Here is a 15,648-nt window from a genome sequence, read left to right on the forward strand (position 1 = left end):
GCCGCAGGTTGAGGTTGGCCTCGGGCAGGTCTTCTGGCTCGCCCAAATCGGTCGCCTTCCCGGAGTCGCGCTCCAGTGGCTCCATGACCGATCATCTTCGCGGGCTTACAGCGGCGGGACCGCTCCGGATTCGCACCGGATTCCCGTACAAGGCCCTCGCGGGCCACCCGAGGTATTCACAAATCCGCCCCCAGGCTCGAGGCGGGGGCGACATTCATGGTCGGAGGCCAATCTACCTCCACCAAAAAGATTTGTATAGTATCTGGACGGAAAAAATCATCCACACCATGCTATTCCAGCATCGACAGGCCTTTTTAACCGTCAACCCTCCAAGCCGACTTCCGGCCCGGATGTGCGTAAATGCAACAAGCGCACGAAATACATTAAATTTCTGCACATCAATGCGAAACAACTGCATTCATGCACACTTCACATATGCATTCCGACATGTTTTGCATTTTTGTTCTGTCCATTACACGTGGAATAGTCGCTCATCGAAACCGAGGCTGACTTACCAAACTCAGCGTCCAATGCGCCTAATGCTCCTGATCCGCTTGGCCAGCCTTCCCGCGCATGGCCGGCCATTGGCACTGCCTGCGAGCAGCTCACAAAAGTGTCATGCGGAAGTGGTCTCGCGGCTCCAGCCAACCTCGGGCTGATCCAGAAGTTATTAACCTTCTTCCGAACAGGCTTGCCTTTTCCCTTGCCACTGCTATTCTATACTAGCTAAGAACGAGTCGGGATGCCGAAGAGCCGATCAAGCAGCCGGCCCCGCGAAGCAGAGGTCCGCCTCTTGCGGCGCATGCAAGCTTGAAGAATTTTAGCAGCGCACGCGCAGCGGCCGTATAAGGAGAAGAATATGCACATGACCGAGGAGCGCGACCTGTTCGGTCGAGCCTGCCGCGAAGCCGGGCTCAAGCAGACGCCCCAGCGGATGGAGGTGTTCCGCGAGATCCTGGCCGCGCGGGATCACCCCACGGTGGAGGCGCTGCACGGGCGTATCCGCGAGCGCATGCCCAGCCTGTCCCTGGATACGGTCTACCGCACCCTGGCCGCCTTCGAGCGTTGCGGCCTGGTCTGCCGGGTGCGCTGCGCTTCAGGCGAGGCGCGCTACGACCAGGCTGTGCGGCCGCATCAACATATGGCCTGTACGGTCTGCGGCGTGGTAACGGATTTCTCATGGCCGGAGTACGAGGCCATGGACCTGCCCCGGTGCGTGAGCGAGTGGGGCCAGCCGAGCGTAGTGCATCTGGTTGTGGAAGGTGTATGCCAGGCCTGCACTGCTGGCCGGGAAGAAGATGCGAAAGAAAACGCTTGCGTATCTGCGGACTAATCGATAAATACTCCTTACGAGTTAGGTTTGATTCTTAATTACTGCAAACAACACACGTCACGCAGTCATCCCGTGACCATAAGGAGATCATCATGTCCAAGACCGAAGAGAACCTGATGGAAGCCTTTGCCGGTGAGTCCCAGGCCAACCGCAAGTATCTCGCCTACGCCAAGCAGGCCGACAAGGAAGGCCATCCGCAGGTGGCCAAGCTGTTCCGCGCCGCGGCCGAGGCCGAGACCGTGCACGCCCACGCCCACCTGCGCGTGCTGGGCGCCGTGAAGACCACGGCCGAGAACCTCAAGGACGCCGTGGCCGGCGAGACCCACGAGTTCAAGAGCATGTATCCCGGCATGATCGAGACGGCCAAGGCCGAAGGCAACAAGGCCGCCCTGCGCTCCTTCGAGTTCGCCAACACCGTGGAGAAGACCCACGCCGACCTGTACCAGAAGGCCCTGGAAAACCTGGGCAGCAACAAGGAAACGGACTACTGGGTCTGCTCCGTGTGCGGACACACCGTGGAAGACGAAGCGCCCGAGAAGTGTCCCGTCTGCCAGGCGGCCAAGAAGGCCTTCTTCAAGGTCGATTAGATATTTCCTCCCCTCGCCTCCCTTACACCGGAAAGGCCCGCTTCACGGCGGGCCTTTTCTGTTGGCAAGCTTAGCAGCTTTAAGCAAGACTTATGGTATCGCCAGAGTCATCCGTTGCACGGGCAACTAGGGCGCTGCATCCGACGACAGAAGCTAATTTGAGACATAGCGGCAACTATAGACTGATTCTATAATCCAGAAGGGGTTATGCCGCTCTTGTACAGCTCCAGGCTTTGCTCAAGCCTCACGGCTTCCTTGATATTGCCATTTCGATGGGCCAAATTAACAGCTTGTTGCCCGACTTCCACGGCCATGTCGAATAGACCTGTCATGGCGTACACACTAGCCAGCGTGTCCAAGGAAGCGCAATCCTCACCGAGGGTTAACTGCACAGCGATAACGGCATGGCTCAAGGCTTCCTCCATATTACGCAACTGAGGAGGATTTGCTGTTGCATAAGTGAAAGCCAAGTTATTGTGAGCTTTTGACAACTTAGGATCGATACGGATCGCCATTATATAATCCTGAATAGCTTTCTGATGATTGCCTAGGATGTCATAGGTCAAACCCCGGTTGTAATACACTTCGCTATTGTCGGATTCGAGCTCAACTGCTTTACTAAAGTCGGTGAGCGCTTGCTGGTGCTGGCCCATTCTTGCATGGGTCAATCCGCGATTATTATATGTTCTACCCAGCCTTGGGTTGATCTTGATGGCTTTACTGTAGTCTGAGAGGGCCTGCTGGTATTTTTCTATTTTACTATATGTGCCACCCCTATTGCTATACGCCCAAGCAAGCATGGGATCAATAAGAATTGCTTCATTATAGTCAGCAATAGCCTTTAGGTATTCACCAAGCTCATGATAAGCAAGCCCGCGATTGTTATATGCTAATGCATATTTTGGATTATATTTTATTGCTGTATTAAACATCTCAATTGCATGAACATATTCTTTTTTAACATAGTGGTAATGGCCGATGCTTACGTATGGATGTGGATTGCCAGGATCAAGGAAGATTGCCTTATTCCAATCAGCTATAGCCTGCTCGCTTTCGCCAATCTCAAAATATGAATTTCCCCGATCACTATACACCAATGATGAATATGGGTTTATAATTATAGACATATCAAAATTTACAATAGATTTGTAATATTCTCTGACATACGCGTAGGCAAGACCACGGCAATAATATGCATACGCCATTTCTAACTTGTTCAACTCTGGAACTTTTAAACATTCAGTAAAAAGATGAATTCCACGACCGGAATATAGTTCTTTTTCTGCCTGTAGGCATATGTCTTCCTCAAATATGGCAGCGGTGGAGTGCGTGCCCAGCACGAGTAATAATAATAACGCAAGTGTACAAATCCGCATATCACCTCTCACCCAGCCGACATCAAACTCATTGACACCAAATTGCACTAATCTACCTTTATCTAACCCATGAAAAGCTCCTAAACTTATTTAAACTAGTCTTGGCAGCAATGACTATTATAATAAATTGTTATGTGCATCATTATGGTTCTGCATAGGCATCCAAAGTGCCTTCTGATGTCGAGATACACCTCCTTTAATATGTACTTCTGATTGCGGATGAGCTGAATCGGGGCGATCGAAAGTATACACTGAAGTTGTCAGCGTTTATTATGAATAGCCTTGCCGTAGCAGATAGGCCCATGATGTGACTATGGCGGGGAAGATTCGAAAATGTGAGGGCCGGCTTCTTTCTTTATCAGCTATAATTTCCGCTGCCTGAGCAGCTCCAGATAAGCTTCCGGCGGCAGGGGCTTGCTGAAGTAGTAGCCCTGGTACTCGTCGCAGCGCAGGCCCAGGATGAAGTTAAGCTGCTGGAGGGTTTCCACGCCTTCGGCGATGACCTTGAGGTTCAGGCTCTGGGCCATGGAAATGATGGTCGTGGTGATGGCGATGTCGCTCGGGTCCGTGGGGATGCCGCGGATGAAGGACTGGTCGATCTTGAGCGCGCCCAGGGGGAAGTGCTTGAGGTAGGCCAGGGACGAGTAGCCGGTGCCGAAGTCGTCGATGGCCACGGCCAGGCCCATTTCCCGGAGCCGCCGCAGCGTGGCCATGGTCTGGTCAATGTCCTGCACGAGGGAGCTTTCCGTGATCTCCAGCTCCAACAGGCGGCTGTCGAAGCCAGTGCGCTGCAGCACGCGCTCCACCATGCCTACCAGATCCTTCTGGCGAAACTGGCGCGGGGATAGGTTCACGGACACGTACTGTTCCGGAAAACCCGCATCCTGAAAAGCCCTGACTCGGCGACAGGCCTGTTCCAGGATCTGCTCACCCAGCGGCAGGATGAGGCCGGTCTCCTCGGCCAGGGGAATGAACTCGCCGGGAGAGATGACCGTGCCGTCGGGCTTGATCCAGCGCGCCAGAGCCTCGGAGCCCACCACCGAGCCGTTTCGCAGGCCCACGCGCGGCTGGAACCAGGGCTGGATATCGCCGCGCTCCAGGGCCTTGCGCAGCTCGCCTTCCATGGTCATGCGCCGCACGGCGCGCTCGTTGAGGGCCGAAGTATAGAGCTGGAAAGTGTTGCGGCCCTTCTCCTTGGCCCGGTACATGGCCATGTCCGCGTTCTTGATGAGCGTCTCGGCGTCATCGCCGTCGTCGGGATACAGGGCGATGCCCACGGAAGGCGTGACCGTCAGCGCGTGACCCTTGATGTGGAATGGGACGCGAAAAGCCTCCAGCAGGCGCATGGCCGTGGCGATGGCCAGGTTCTCGCTCTCCAGGGCCTCGACAAGGATCACGAACTCGTCGCCGCCCAGGCGAGCCACCGTGTCATCGTCGCGCATGACCTCCTTGAGCCGCGCGGCCACGGCCTGCAGCAGCAGGTCGCCCAGCGGATGGCCCAGGCTGTCGTTGATGTGCTTGAAATTGTCCACGTCCATGAACAGAAGGGCCACTTTCTGCCCCGAGCGGGCCATGTGCGTCAGGGACGTGGCGAGGCGATCCTTGAGCAGCAGGCGGTTGGGCAGGCCCGTGAGCACATCGTGATGAGCCTGGTGCCTGACCTTCTCCTGGCTGGCCTTGATCTCGGTGATGTCGTGGAACACGGCCACATAGCGCTGGAGCTTGCCCTGGCCGTCGCGCACCGAGCTGATGGACAGCCATTCGGGATAGACCTCGCCGTTCTTGCGCCGGTTCCAGATCTCGCCTTCCCACTGCCCGTGGTTGATCAGCGCCTGCCACATGGCCTTGTAGAAGGCATGGTCGTGCAGATGCGACTTGAGGATGCTCGGAGTCTGGCCCAAGGCCTCCTCGGCAGTGTAGCCCGTTATCTTGCTGAAGGCGGGGTTCACGAAGAGGATGCGCGCGTGAGAGTCGGTGACGGTGATGCCCTCGATGGCGTTCCGATAGACCTCGTCGGCCACCAGCCGCTCGTGTTCAGCCGCGCGCATACACGTTTCGTCATCAGCGCGGCGGCGGAGGACTCCGACCACATTGCCGTTCTCGCGCAGCAGGACGAGCGTGAAGGCCACGCACAAGCCATCGCGGGACACGAGGTGGACCGTGTCACGCGCTTGGCCGTCGGCCGCCAACCTGCCGAGCAGGCCTTGCAGGATGCCCGCGTCCCCTTCGGGCACGAGCTGGTCAAGATTCACACCCTCGGCGTGTGGCCCTTCCCGCCCCAGGAAGCGGCTCAAGAACGCGCCGTCCTCGATTGGCCCAAGATTTCCGTCCGCATCCAAGCTACACGTGAAATGGGCGTCGGCCAGGGCGATGAGGGCCTCGCGCAAATGAATATGCTCTTGTATTGTCTCGTCCATGTGTAAAATCCGACAGCATCAACACGCGCCAAGCCCGGTAGTCGGCGTGCCGCTGCGTCATGTGCGAAGTGGCGTTTGCCCTGGATTGGAATCAGGAATGGTGGTCGATGTCAATATACGTGCGGGTGGTGCGCTCCACGAGTTTGCGTTGCACCAAGCGGATGATGCGTTGCCGCAATGGAGGGATCAACAGACAGAATCCGACCGCATCGGTCAAGAAACCCGGCGTGAGCAGGAGCACACCGGCCAGAAGGATGAGCGCGCCGCTGACCAGCTCGCCCGCGGGCGCCACGCCCCGGCTCATGTTCTCGCGCATGCGCTCAATGGTCCTGAGTCCCTGCGATTTACTCAGGTAGGCTCCCAGGGCCGCGGTGGCCAACACCAGCGCAATGGTCCAGACCGGCCCCAAGCGCTGGCCCACGGCCAGGAGCAGGTACAATTCCAAGAGCGGGATGGCGGCGAAGAGAATAATAAGCCTGAACAGCATGTCGGCATTCCTTGGGCAATAATGTATCCCTTTGGCACGTATCGGGCCTGGGAACCCTGGTCAAGCGGAATCGGCGCTTGCGGCAGAAGGAGAAAGCATGGTCGAGGAGAGTAAGGACAGAGAAAGCACGGTCGGCCTGCCGCCCGGCACCATGCGGTACATAGGGCCGCAAAAGACCTTCCGTCCCAGAGCCGAGTTGGTGCACTACAGCGAGGGCAAGGCCACGGTGCTCGACGCCACGGACGTGTGCCCGCCCTTGCCTGCCGGCGGTGTGATCTGGATGCGCATGCGCGGACTGCACGACGAGGGCCTGGTCAAACGCGTGGGCGAGGCGTTCTCCTTGTCGCCCATGCTCCTGGAGGATGTGCTCAACACGGGCCAGCGCTCCAAGATCGAGGAACACGAGGATTGCCTGTTCATCGTGCTCAAGTCCCTGAGCTACGAGCCCGGCCCGACCGGCAAGGGCGAAGTAAGAGAGGAGCAGGTCAGCCTCGTCCTGGGCGATAACTACGTGCTTTCCTTCTCCGAGGGCGAGAACGGCCTGTTCGAGCCTATCTTGCAGCGGCTGGTCAAAGGCAGGAGCAAGGCGCATCGGTTGGAAGCCGACTACCTCTTTCTCATGCTCGTGGATACGGCCATCGACCACACGTTCCTGGCCCTGACCCGGCTGGGCGACGAGATCGAGGACATGGAGGAGCAGCTCATCGAGGAAAGCCTGCGCGCCGATCTGGCCGGCATATACCGCCTGCGCCGAGCCGTGCTGGCCATGAGCCGCTCCCTGTGGCCCCTGCGCGAAGTCGTCTCCATCCTGCGCAAGCCCGACCCGACCTTCATACGCGAGGAAAACCTCGTCTTCGTGCGCGACATATACGATCAGGGCATGCAGGCCGTCGAGACGCTGGAGGCCTTCCGCCAAGCGTTGACGGACATGATCGAGATCACCATGTCCTCCGTGACCATGCGCACCAACGAGGTCATGAAGGTGCTGACCACCGTGGCTACCATCTTCATCCCGCTGACCTTCATTACCGGCCTGTACGGCATGAACTTCGCGCACATGCCCGAGCTGGGCTGGCGCTACGGCTACTATGCCGCCTTGGCGCTCATGGCGCTGGTGGCCGGAGGCATGATCCTGTACTTCAAGCGCAAGGACTGGTTCTAAAGGTCAACCCCACCGCGGAGGAAAGCATGCTGCTCAAGGAATCCGAGGCCAAGTTCAAGTACTGTCCCCTGCTCAAGACCCACGACGACAAGCTCAAGTTCTGTCAGGCGGCCATGTGCATGATGTGGCGCCCGGCCGGCGAGGGGCAGGAAGGCCTGGGCTACTGCGGCCTGGCTGGCGCGCCCGTGCAGGTCATGGCCGTGCTGCGTGAGAGACGCAGCAAAGAAGAGTAAGCGGGTTGACATCACCCCTCAGGGGGTTATTCCTGGCATACATCCAAAAACTGGCGGCGCACCCGGCTTCCCGCCGGGGAGGATCGGGCGTGCCGCACGGCCTCCATCCTGCGATTACGCTGGATGACAAGATGCCAGGAAACCAACCCCTTGAGGGATCATGCGTATACTCATAATCGAGGACGATCCGGTCAGCGCCCTGTACATGCGGGAAACCCTGGCCGAATTCGGCCAAGCCGACCTGGCCGAGGACGGCCGCAAGGGTCTGCGAGCCTTCGAGCGAGCCCTGTCCAAACACCAGCCCTATGACGTGCTTTTCGTCGATCTCATGATGCCCCGCATGGACGGCCACCAGACCCTGGAAAAAATCCGCGCCCTGGAGAACGCCCTGAAGCTGGCGCCCCAGCAGCGGGTCAAGGCCATCGTGGTCAGCGCGTCCGAGGACCAGCGCCATGTGACGCGAGCCTTTTTCCGTGGCGAGGCCGTGGCCTACCTCAACAAGCCCGTGACCCGCGAGCGCGTGGCCGAGGAGCTGCATCGTTTCGGCCTGGCCTGAGTCGACTCGCTCCACCAAGGCCGCTTGCCCGGCAGGCGAGCGGACCTAGCCTCCACGTCTGGCAAACCTCTCTTCACCAATTCCGCCTTTAGTCGCCCCTCCAGGGTTCCCGTTTCCTGTCCAAGGGGGTAGGCTGGTCCATGGCCCGGCGCATGCCTGGCGCAACCAGCCGTAAACCGGCGTAAAAGCAGGTGGGAGGCAGCATGGCCATCAACCGACGTGACTTCCTGACCCTATCTGCCACGGGAATGGCCGCGGGCTTGGCGGCCTCGAGCGCTTTCGGCGCGGGGCCGGCCGCCGGTTCCAATCCCAACCTTGGTTCCGGAGCGGACTCGCCAAGCGCACCACCCCAGACCGTCCGCAAGGGCGACATGGTCTATCGCCGCTTCGGCGACAAGGACGAACTCATCTCGCTCCTCGGTCTCGGCGGCCACCACATCGGGCGCATCAAGGACGATCAGGACAGCATCCGCCTCATGCGCGCGGCCATCGACAACGGCATCACCTTCATGGACAACTGCTGGGACTACCATGACGGCCGCAGCGAAGAACTCATGGGCAAGGCCCTGCAGGACGGCTATCGCGATAGGGTCTTCCTCATGACCAAGTTCGACGGCCGCGACAGAAAGACAGCCGCCAGCCAGATGGAGGAATCCCTGCGCCGCCTGCGCACGGACCGCATCGACCTCATGCAGGTGCACGAGGTCATCCGCCCGCACGACCCGGATCTTGTTTTCTCCGAGGGCGGAGCCATGGAGGCGCTGCTGGAGTTCCAGAAAGCCGGCAAGGTCCGCTACATCGGCTTCACCGGCCACAAGGACCCCTTCGTGCACCGGCGCATGCTGGAAATGGCCGCCGAGCGCGGGGTGCGCTTCGACGCGGTGCAGATGCCGCTCAACGTCCTGGACGCGCACTTCCGCAGCTTCCAGCATGAAGTGCTGCCGCTGCTCGTGCGCAACGGCATCGCCCCTTTGGGCATGAAGCCCTTGGCCCAGGCCTACATTCTCAAGACCAAAACAGCCTCGGCCACGGAATGCCTGCACTACGCCATGAGCCTGCCCACATCCACGGTCATCACGGGTATCGAGAGCATGGAAATCCTGCAACAGGCCTTGCAGGCGGCCAGGAGCTTCAAGCCCATGAGCCGGGAGCAGCTCGCCGAACTTCTGTCCCGCACGCAACAGGTGGCCATGAGCGGCCGTTACGAGCCGTTCAAGACCACTTTCGAGTTCGACGGCACGGCCAAGCACCAGGAATGGCTAGGCAATGTCGGAGTATGAAGAATCGGGAAGGGCGTTGCCTGCCAGAGCGGCTCGTTCCTTCCCGAACACCACCCGCCAGAGCCCCTATCTGAAACAAGGCGACCCCCTGGACCTGCGCAACTTGTGCGCTGGCCGCCCAGGTGGTGCGGATAACTGGCGCAAGCGGCCGCAAGCCGGGAGAAACGACATGTGCTCCACGCAACGCCCGACTCTCAAGGCCACTCTGGACAATCTGCGCCAGCCCATGCCGCTGCGCGAGAAGCTGCGGCTCATCGCGCGCAACTTCTCGCTGCGTTTCAGCAAGCGCCAGGCCTGCTGCGGCCATCCGGGGCAGCCCGGCTGCTGACAATAGGGAATGTGCGCCCCGGTCGGGGCGCAAGGCTTGCCTTCTGGATCAGGCGTCTTCGAGGGTCAGGTATTCGGCCAGGATGGTCTTGATGCCGAAACCGGGAAAATTGATGCGGTATTTCCCGGGCGCGGCCTCGGCGATGATCTTGCCCCGGCCGTAGACGCGGTGCGTGCAGAAGCCGAGCTTGGTGTTGCGGATGCCGTTGCTGTTCGCCTGCGCATCGCCGCCAGCGGCGAATTCCGGCGCAGCTGAGCGGACGGAACCGGACGGCCGCCCGAAGGCCTGGTCCAGAGCCTGTCTACGGCCCATGGGCGCTCCGCCCCCGGCGCGGGCCAAGCCGCCCGAGAAGTTCTCCCGCCACTCCTCATAGCTGGACGGCTCCATCTCCAGCACGAAGGGGCTGGGCCGGGTCGGCTCGCTGCGCTCCAGACCGCGCATATAGACCGTCTCGGGCACGAACAGGGCCAGAAAATCCTTGGCCCGCGTGCAAGCCACGTACATGAGCCGGCGCTCCTCGTCCAAATCCTCTGGCCGCTGCATGGCCTTGCGCGAAGGGAAGCGGTCCTCCACCAAATCCAGCATGAGCACGGCCTTCCACTCCAGACCCTTGGCCGAGTGGATGGTGGACAGCACCAACGCGTCGTGAGCCGCTTCGCGGCTGTTGTCCTCGGGATTCTCCAGGGTCAGGTCGCCCAGGAAGGCCTCCAAGTCAGGGTAGTTGGCTGCGATGCGCGCCAGCTGTTCCAGGCCTTGCTGCCGCCTGGGATAATCATCCGGGTAGTCGCGGATGAGGATAGGCCCGTACCAGGCCATGACCTCGTCAAGCGCTGCCAGGGGAGCGGGCCGTCTGGCGCGCAGGCCGTCCAGCAGCCCGAACAGCTCGGTCAACTCGGGGAAGCGTTTGCGCGTCTTGGCCACGTGGGCCTCGTTGCCGGAGATGACCGCCTCGAACAGGCCTTGGGCGGTCTTGGGCCCCACGCCTTTGACATGCTTGAATACGCGCTGCCACGCAGGCAGATCCGAAGGATTGACCACCAGGCGCAGGTAGGCCAGGGCGTCCTTGATATGCGCGGCCTCGGAAAAACGGATGCCCCCATACTTCTGGAAGCGGATGCCCAGCTTGCTGAGCTGCACCTCCAGCCCATAGGACTGGTAGCCGGCGCGGAAGAGCACTGCTATCTCGTGCAGGGCGTACTTCTTCTGCAAATCGGCGATGAGCGACATGGCGATCTGGTGCTGGGTGGCGTCGCTCAGGGTGCGCACGAGCATCGGCTTGGGGCCGTCCTCGCGCTCGGTGAACAGATGCTTGTCGAACTTGTGGGCCGCGTGGCGCAGCACCTCGTTGGCCAGGTCCAGGATGGGCTGCGTGGAGCGGTAGTTCTGCTCCAGCCGTATGACCAAAGCTCCCGGGTACTCCTTGGGGAAGCGCAGGATGTTGGCCACGCTGGCGCCGCGGAAGGCGTAGATCGACTGGGCGTCGTCGCCCACGGCCATGACGTTGCCCTGTAGGCCGGCCATGAGCTTGACCAGCCGGGCCTGGACCTTGTTCGTGTCCTGGTACTCGTCCACCATGATGTAGCGGAAACGCTCGCGCAGCCGCTCGCGCACATCCTCCCGCTCCGTCAGCAGCCGCTCGAAGACGAACAGCAAATCATCATAATCCAGGAGCCCGTGGCGCTGCTTGATGGCCTGGTAGCCCTTGGCCATGTTGCCCAGGATTTCCAGGTAGGGCATCAGGTGGAAGGACTCCTGCTGCAGCACGCTCTCCAGATCCGTCTCCTTGTTGCGCGACTTGCCGATCAGCTCCAGGATGGTCTCCTTCTTGGGGAAGGAGCGCTCGGTGCGCCCGAGGCCCAGGGAGTCCTTGGCCTGGCCGAGGACATCCAGTGCGTCGGCGCGGTCCATGACCGTGAAGCCGCTCTTCAGATCGAAAAGCTGCGCATGCCGCCTGAGCTGGGCGTAGGCGAAGGAATGGAACGTGCCGCCGCTGACCCCGGTCAGCCCATGGTCAAGCAGCAGCGAGGCTCGCGCCAGCATTTCCTGGGCGGCCTTGCGCGTGAAGGTCAGCAGCAGGATGGATTCGGGCTGCACGCCCTGCTCCACCAAGTGGGCCAGACGATAGACGATGGTGCGCGTTTTGCCGCTGCCGGCGCCGGCGATGACCAGCACCGGCCCCTCAAGAGCCTGCACGGCCTCGCACTGGGCCGGATTCAATTCCCGCGTGAAGTCGATTGGCATTACTTTCCGATGCAGAAGGTGTCGAAGACGGCGTTCAGCACATCCTGGGGAGCTATCTCGCCGGTGATTTCGCCAAGGCGCATGCAGGCAGTCTCCAGCCGCACGCTCAACAGATCGTAGGGCACAGCGGCCTCGATGTCGAGAGCCAGGGCCTCAAGCTCGTCCAGAGCCTGGCACATGGCCTGAGCCTGCCGCACGTTGGGGGCCAGCTCGCCGGCCTGCGGCTCGCCGCCAGCGGCTTCGGCCAGCCTGCGCCGCAAGGTCGCCGTCAGCGCCTCGATGCCCGCGCCCGTACGCGCCGACACGGGCAAGGCGGGAAGAGGAAGAATGCCTCCGGCGGCCGGGGGGAATAATTCCCCCCGGTCCCCCCCCATTTTCATGTCCTCTGCCGCCAGAACCGGTCTGCCCTCCACACACTCCGGGCGATCAGCGCCCGGAGTGCGCGGGTCCAGGGGCGCGTCCGCCCCTGGTGGGTGGGGTCTGGGGAGGGCAATGCCCTCCCCAGGTTCGTCAGGGAGCTCGGGCGCGAGATCGATCTTGTTCAGTACGAGCAGCAAGCGTTGCGGGCCGACTTCGTGAGCCAGGGCGAGGGCGGCAGGGTCGGCGGGTTGACCGCCGTCGAGCACGAGCAGCACGAGATCCGCGCGTTCCAGCAACTCGCGGCTACGGCGCACGCCTTCCAGCTCCACGGCGTCAGCTGTTTCGCGCAAGCCGGCCGTGTCCACCAGGCGCACGGGCAGGCCGTCCAGGGAGATGGACTCCTCCAGCCAGTCGCGCGTGGTGCCCGGCGTGTCGGACACGATGGCCCGCTCGCGGCCGAGCAGCGCGTTCAGCAGGCTCGACTTGCCTGCGTTGACCGGGCCCGCGAGGACGACCACCGCGCCCTCGCGGAAAGCCCGCGTGCGTTCGTGGGACGTCAGCAGTCCGCGCACCTCGGCCATGACGGCCCGAACACCGGACAGGAAATCCTCGGGCGCAAGACAGTCCACCTCGTCCTCGGGAAAATCCACGGCCACGCACAAGGCGGCGCGTAAATGCTCCAGGCGCGTGCGCAAAGCCCGCACCCGCTCGCCCAACAGGCCAGCCAGGCGCGTGCGCGCCAGATGCGCGGCGGCGCGGTCCGGCGCGGCAATGAGCTCGGCCACGGCCTCGGCCTGACTCAGGTCCAGCCGACCGTTCAGGAAGGCTCGACGCGTAAATTCGCCCCGCTCGGCCAGCCGCGCGCCGAGCGCAAGCGTTGCGTCGAGCACTTCGCGCAGTACGGCCGAACTGCCGTGACAGTGCAGCTCCAGCACATCCTCGCCCGTGTACGAGCGCGGTCCGGGCATGAGTACGGCCAGGGCCTCGTCGATGGGGCTGCCCTGGGCGTCCAGGATCGCGCCGTGGTGAAGCATGCGCGGGGTGAAGTCGCGGAACGCCGGGCTGGTGGCGCGGAACAGGGCCAAGCCTATACGTCTGGCGTCCGATCCGCTCAAGCGCACGATGCCTACTCCGCCCTGGCCGGGCGGAGTGGCGATGGCAGCTATTGTGTCCTGTATATCTTGAGTATCGGTGTCGTGGCGCATTCTGGCGTTAGTTGCGCTACCGCGGCAGCAGTTCGCGTGCTTCGGGATCTGTTTCCCGTTCGGCCAAGCGGGCGCAGTCGAAAAGCCGCCGGAGCTGGCTCATGTCCGCCGGCGGAACCCCGGCTTCCAGGAAAATGCGTTCCCATGAGTCCACGAATCCAGCCACCAGCTCGCCGACGATGTCCTTGGCCTGCTTGCGGTATAGCCCGAAAGCCTCGCATTTGGATAGGGCGTTGGACAGGCTCATGAGCCCGCCCTGCGTCCCTGCGGACAGGTAGAGGTGCCTGGGGCCGTGGAAGCCCGGGACCACGTCGTAGAGCGGCGAAAGGCGCCAGCCTGTCCCGTCATGCAGGAAGCTGTGGTTGCGCAGGTGGTCGTCCTCGTTGGCCACTAGCATGTTGAAGACCATGCGTCTGAAGAGTTCCATCCTGTCGGCCTGCAGGTGGCTTGGCGAGCCGTGCACGTTCAGCGCCTGGACAATGCCCTGGTAGCTGTAGGTGCCGAGCTTGACCAGGCCGGTCGAGGCCCGGATGGCGGTGGCGGCGGAGATGATGTGCACGCGGTCGCCGCCGCTGCGGTCGAAGCGCTCCACGATGAAGATGTCCCGATTGCTCTGCCCATTGTCCAAACTGACAAGGCTCACCTCGGGCACACTCAGGCCCAGCGCTGCGGCAAGGCGCATGGTGGCGTATTCGACCCGGCAAACGTTGAAATCATCGCCCGCTGCCTTGAATTTGGCCACCGCATGCCGGCCGCAATGCATGCACAGCGACTTGGGCCGGGCACCGCCAACGGACGAACCCGTGGCCAGGTATTCCTTGCAAATGCGCGGAAGGTCATGGAAGCCCTCGGCCTGGAAGCGCTCGGCCGCATCGAGGAGCGTCTCCAGGTCCAACTCGGCGATCTCCATGAATCCCGGCTGCAGAGGGTAATCCCAGCGCGGGCCGTCAGGCGTGTCGCCATAGGCCAGCGCGCCGATGCGGTCCTTGGCGCCGGAAACGATGAGGTCGAAATAGGTCAGCGGAATGTTCTTTTCCGCGGCAACGGCCCCGAGAACCCTCTGCCCCCAGGCATCCGGCATCTGGTCCAGAAAGGAGGGAAAAATCCTGAAGCCGGTCGGGCTGTCCACAATGGTCTCGCCCACGGACAAGGGCAAGCTCATGGGATCGAGCGGGACCGCGTCCTTGCGCCGCAGGTAGTCCGGCTCGTACTGGAAGCGGCACTGCAGAACCTCTTCGCCCTCTTCGACCATGTAGAGCACTCCGGCCGGCACGAATCCGCCGGAACGCCAGACGAAGACATAGGCTCCATTCTCGGTACTCATTTGCGTCCTTTCTTCAGCATATCGGCGAGCCGCTTGGGCTTGCTGGCGCGGTTCGGCAATTTGCGGGCCTCAAGAGCCTGGCCTACCTTGTCCAACTCCGGCGAGGCAAGGTCCTTGAAGCGCTCGTCGATGCCCAGGACATTGAGCGTCCTGAGCAGAATGCCCATGCCCACCTCGGGCGAGCCCTTTTCCATCTGGATGATGGTCTTGCGGTTGACCATCGCCCGTTTGGCGAGGTCCGCCTGCGTGATGCCGCGACGGATCCGGGCGCGTCGGATGTCGGCTCCGACTTTCACCAGCGCCTCTTCGAGATCAGGCGGCAATTGTTGTACAGCGAGGCTGCGCATGTCCGCTATATTACTCCAAGACTAAGCTTATGTATAATATATAGGACATTTTTATCACGTCAAGCTTTGCTGTCAGCAATGTCCGTTAATAGTCACCAGCAACCTAAATAGGACCGGTATACTGGACAAACAGCAAGCGTCAGTCGGCGGAGACGGCATCTTCGCTCTTGGATGAAGGCCTTACGCGCCCAAAGGCAGCTGATAAGTGCCGCCCTGGCAACACACCGGGATCGTTCCCAGCCGCCGCGCGGTTGTCGCCCTGGCATGCCTAGGCAGACCGCCAGGATACGCAACCGGGCGGACGCAGATTTCAGGTCTAGAGCATTTTGCTTTTGAAAATGCTCTGCAAGCCATGCGTCGGCATGGCTTGCCGCCGCGTAGGCGTAGGCGCAATTCACTTGCGCCGTCAACG

At 61.4% G+C, this 15,648-nt stretch carries 14 protein-coding genes and 1 riboswitch; of the genes, 7 read left to right on the forward strand and 7 right to left on the reverse strand.

Going from position 1 to position 15,648, the window contains the following annotated elements; translation table 11 throughout:
* Window positions 1-6 precede the first annotated feature (6 nt).
* Window positions 7-186: riboswitch (cobalamin riboswitch) on the reverse strand.
* Between the two features lie 673 nt (window positions 187-859).
* Window positions 860-1,333, forward strand: coding sequence for a Fur family transcriptional regulator (locus H585_RS0112745; RefSeq protein ID WP_027368111.1), 474 nt, complete (start codon window positions 860-862; stop codon window positions 1,331-1,333).
* A 92-nt stretch (window positions 1,334-1,425) separates the two neighbouring features.
* Window positions 1,426-1,920 carry a rubrerythrin family protein gene (locus H585_RS0112750; protein ID WP_027368112.1) on the forward strand — a complete coding sequence of 165 codons (495 nt, stop codon included), beginning with the start codon at window positions 1,426-1,428 and terminating at the stop codon, window positions 1,918-1,920.
* A gap of 188 nt (window positions 1,921-2,108) precedes the next feature.
* Here the strand turns inward: H585_RS0112750 and H585_RS22570 are convergent, their stop codons facing one another.
* The 3 genes from H585_RS22570 to H585_RS0112770 all read right to left on the reverse strand — a co-directional run bounded on the left by H585_RS22570 (window position 2,109) and on the right by H585_RS0112770 (window position 6,200).
* The gene (locus H585_RS22570; RefSeq protein WP_081678658.1) at window positions 2,109-3,344 is read right to left on the reverse strand and encodes a tetratricopeptide repeat protein; all 1,236 of its coding nucleotides are present in this window, start codon (window positions 3,342-3,344) and stop codon (window positions 2,109-2,111) included.
* A gap of 314 nt (window positions 3,345-3,658) precedes the next feature.
* On the reverse strand, window positions 3,659-5,713 hold the full coding sequence (locus H585_RS0112765) for a putative bifunctional diguanylate cyclase/phosphodiesterase (RefSeq protein ID WP_027368113.1): 2,055 nt from the start codon (window positions 5,711-5,713) through the stop codon (window positions 3,659-3,661).
* A 91-nt stretch (window positions 5,714-5,804) separates the two neighbouring features.
* The gene (locus H585_RS0112770; RefSeq protein ID WP_005989359.1) at window positions 5,805-6,200 is read right to left on the reverse strand and encodes an FxsA family protein; all 396 of its coding nucleotides are present in this window, start codon (window positions 6,198-6,200) and stop codon (window positions 5,805-5,807) included.
* A gap of 97 nt (window positions 6,201-6,297) precedes the next feature.
* Between H585_RS0112770 and corA the strand changes: the two genes are divergently transcribed.
* The 5 genes from corA (at window position 6,298) to H585_RS23415 (ending at window position 9,759) form a co-directional block, all read left to right on the forward strand.
* The gene (corA, locus tag H585_RS0112775; RefSeq protein ID WP_027368114.1) at window positions 6,298-7,362 is read left to right on the forward strand and encodes a magnesium/cobalt transporter CorA; all 1,065 of its coding nucleotides are present in this window, start codon (window positions 6,298-6,300) and stop codon (window positions 7,360-7,362) included.
* Between the two features lie 26 nt (window positions 7,363-7,388).
* Window positions 7,389-7,595 carry a hypothetical protein gene (locus H585_RS0112780; RefSeq protein WP_005989363.1) on the forward strand — a complete coding sequence of 69 codons (207 nt, stop codon included), beginning with the start codon at window positions 7,389-7,391 and terminating at the stop codon, window positions 7,593-7,595.
* Window positions 7,596-7,755: 160 nt separating this feature from the next.
* Window positions 7,756-8,151 (forward strand): response regulator, encoded by a 396-nt coding sequence (locus H585_RS0112785; RefSeq protein WP_014259547.1) that lies wholly within the window; start codon window positions 7,756-7,758, stop codon window positions 8,149-8,151.
* A gap of 203 nt (window positions 8,152-8,354) precedes the next feature.
* Entirely contained in the window at window positions 8,355-9,431 is a 1,077-nt protein-coding gene (locus H585_RS0112795) for an aldo/keto reductase (RefSeq protein WP_027368115.1), read from the forward strand.
* On the forward strand, window positions 9,418-9,759 hold the full coding sequence (locus H585_RS23415; RefSeq protein ID WP_138708189.1) for a hypothetical protein: 342 nt from the start codon (window positions 9,418-9,420) through the stop codon (window positions 9,757-9,759). Before H585_RS0112795 ends, H585_RS23415 begins: the two co-directional genes overlap by 14 nt.
* A 48-nt stretch (window positions 9,760-9,807) precedes the next feature.
* On the opposite strand, the gene H585_RS0112805 is transcribed toward H585_RS23415, so the two are convergent.
* From H585_RS0112805 to H585_RS0112820, 4 genes are read right to left on the reverse strand one after another with little or no spacing between them, the layout of a single operon-like run.
* On the reverse strand, window positions 9,808-12,000 hold the full coding sequence (locus H585_RS0112805; protein ID WP_027368116.1) for an ATP-dependent helicase: 2,193 nt from the start codon (window positions 11,998-12,000) through the stop codon (window positions 9,808-9,810).
* Window positions 12,000-13,565, reverse strand: coding sequence for a tRNA uridine-5-carboxymethylaminomethyl(34) synthesis GTPase MnmE (gene mnmE, locus H585_RS0112810; RefSeq protein WP_027368117.1), 1,566 nt, complete (start codon window positions 13,563-13,565; stop codon window positions 12,000-12,002). Before mnmE ends, H585_RS0112805 begins: the two co-directional genes overlap by 1 nt.
* Before the next feature lie 16 nt (window positions 13,566-13,581).
* Window positions 13,582-14,889 carry a type II toxin-antitoxin system HipA family toxin gene (locus H585_RS0112815; RefSeq protein WP_027368118.1) on the reverse strand — a complete coding sequence of 436 codons (1,308 nt, stop codon included), beginning with the start codon at window positions 14,887-14,889 and terminating at the stop codon, window positions 13,582-13,584.
* The gene (locus H585_RS0112820) at window positions 14,886-15,185 is read right to left on the reverse strand and encodes a helix-turn-helix domain-containing protein (protein ID WP_244432543.1); all 300 of its coding nucleotides are present in this window, start codon (window positions 15,183-15,185) and stop codon (window positions 14,886-14,888) included. Before H585_RS0112820 ends, H585_RS0112815 begins: the two co-directional genes overlap by 4 nt.
* Window positions 15,186-15,648 lie beyond the last annotated feature (463 nt).

Source organism: Desulfocurvibacter africanus subsp. africanus DSM 2603 (assembly GCF_000422545.1).
GTDB lineage: Bacteria > Desulfobacterota > Desulfovibrionia > Desulfovibrionales > Desulfovibrionaceae > Desulfocurvibacter > Desulfocurvibacter africanus.

Coding starts and splice junctions, on each gene's coding strand:
- H585_RS0112815 (WP_027368118.1), bottom strand. CDS start 14,889: ATGAGTACCGAGAATGGAGCCTATGTCTTCGTCTGGCGTTCCGGCGGA.
- H585_RS0112750 (WP_027368112.1), top strand. CDS start 1,426: ATGTCCAAGACCGAAGAGAACCTGATGGAAGCCTTTGCCGGTGAGTCC.
- H585_RS0112745 (WP_027368111.1), top strand. CDS start 860: ATGCACATGACCGAGGAGCGCGACCTGTTCGGTCGAGCCTGCCGCGAA.
- H585_RS0112765 (WP_027368113.1), bottom strand. CDS start 5,713: ATGGACGAGACAATACAAGAGCATATTCATTTGCGCGAGGCCCTCATC.
- H585_RS0112805 (WP_027368116.1), bottom strand. CDS start 12,000: ATGCCAATCGACTTCACGCGGGAATTGAATCCGGCCCAGTGCGAGGCC.
- H585_RS0112785 (WP_014259547.1), top strand. CDS start 7,756: ATGCGTATACTCATAATCGAGGACGATCCGGTCAGCGCCCTGTACATG.
- H585_RS23415 (WP_138708189.1), top strand. CDS start 9,418: ATGTCGGAGTATGAAGAATCGGGAAGGGCGTTGCCTGCCAGAGCGGCT.
- H585_RS0112770 (WP_005989359.1), bottom strand. CDS start 6,200: ATGCTGTTCAGGCTTATTATTCTCTTCGCCGCCATCCCGCTCTTGGAA.
- H585_RS0112795 (WP_027368115.1), top strand. CDS start 8,355: ATGGCCATCAACCGACGTGACTTCCTGACCCTATCTGCCACGGGAATG.
- corA (WP_027368114.1), top strand. CDS start 6,298: ATGGTCGAGGAGAGTAAGGACAGAGAAAGCACGGTCGGCCTGCCGCCC.
- mnmE (WP_027368117.1), bottom strand. CDS start 13,565: ATGCGCCACGACACCGATACTCAAGATATACAGGACACAATAGCTGCC.
- H585_RS0112780 (WP_005989363.1), top strand. CDS start 7,389: ATGCTGCTCAAGGAATCCGAGGCCAAGTTCAAGTACTGTCCCCTGCTC.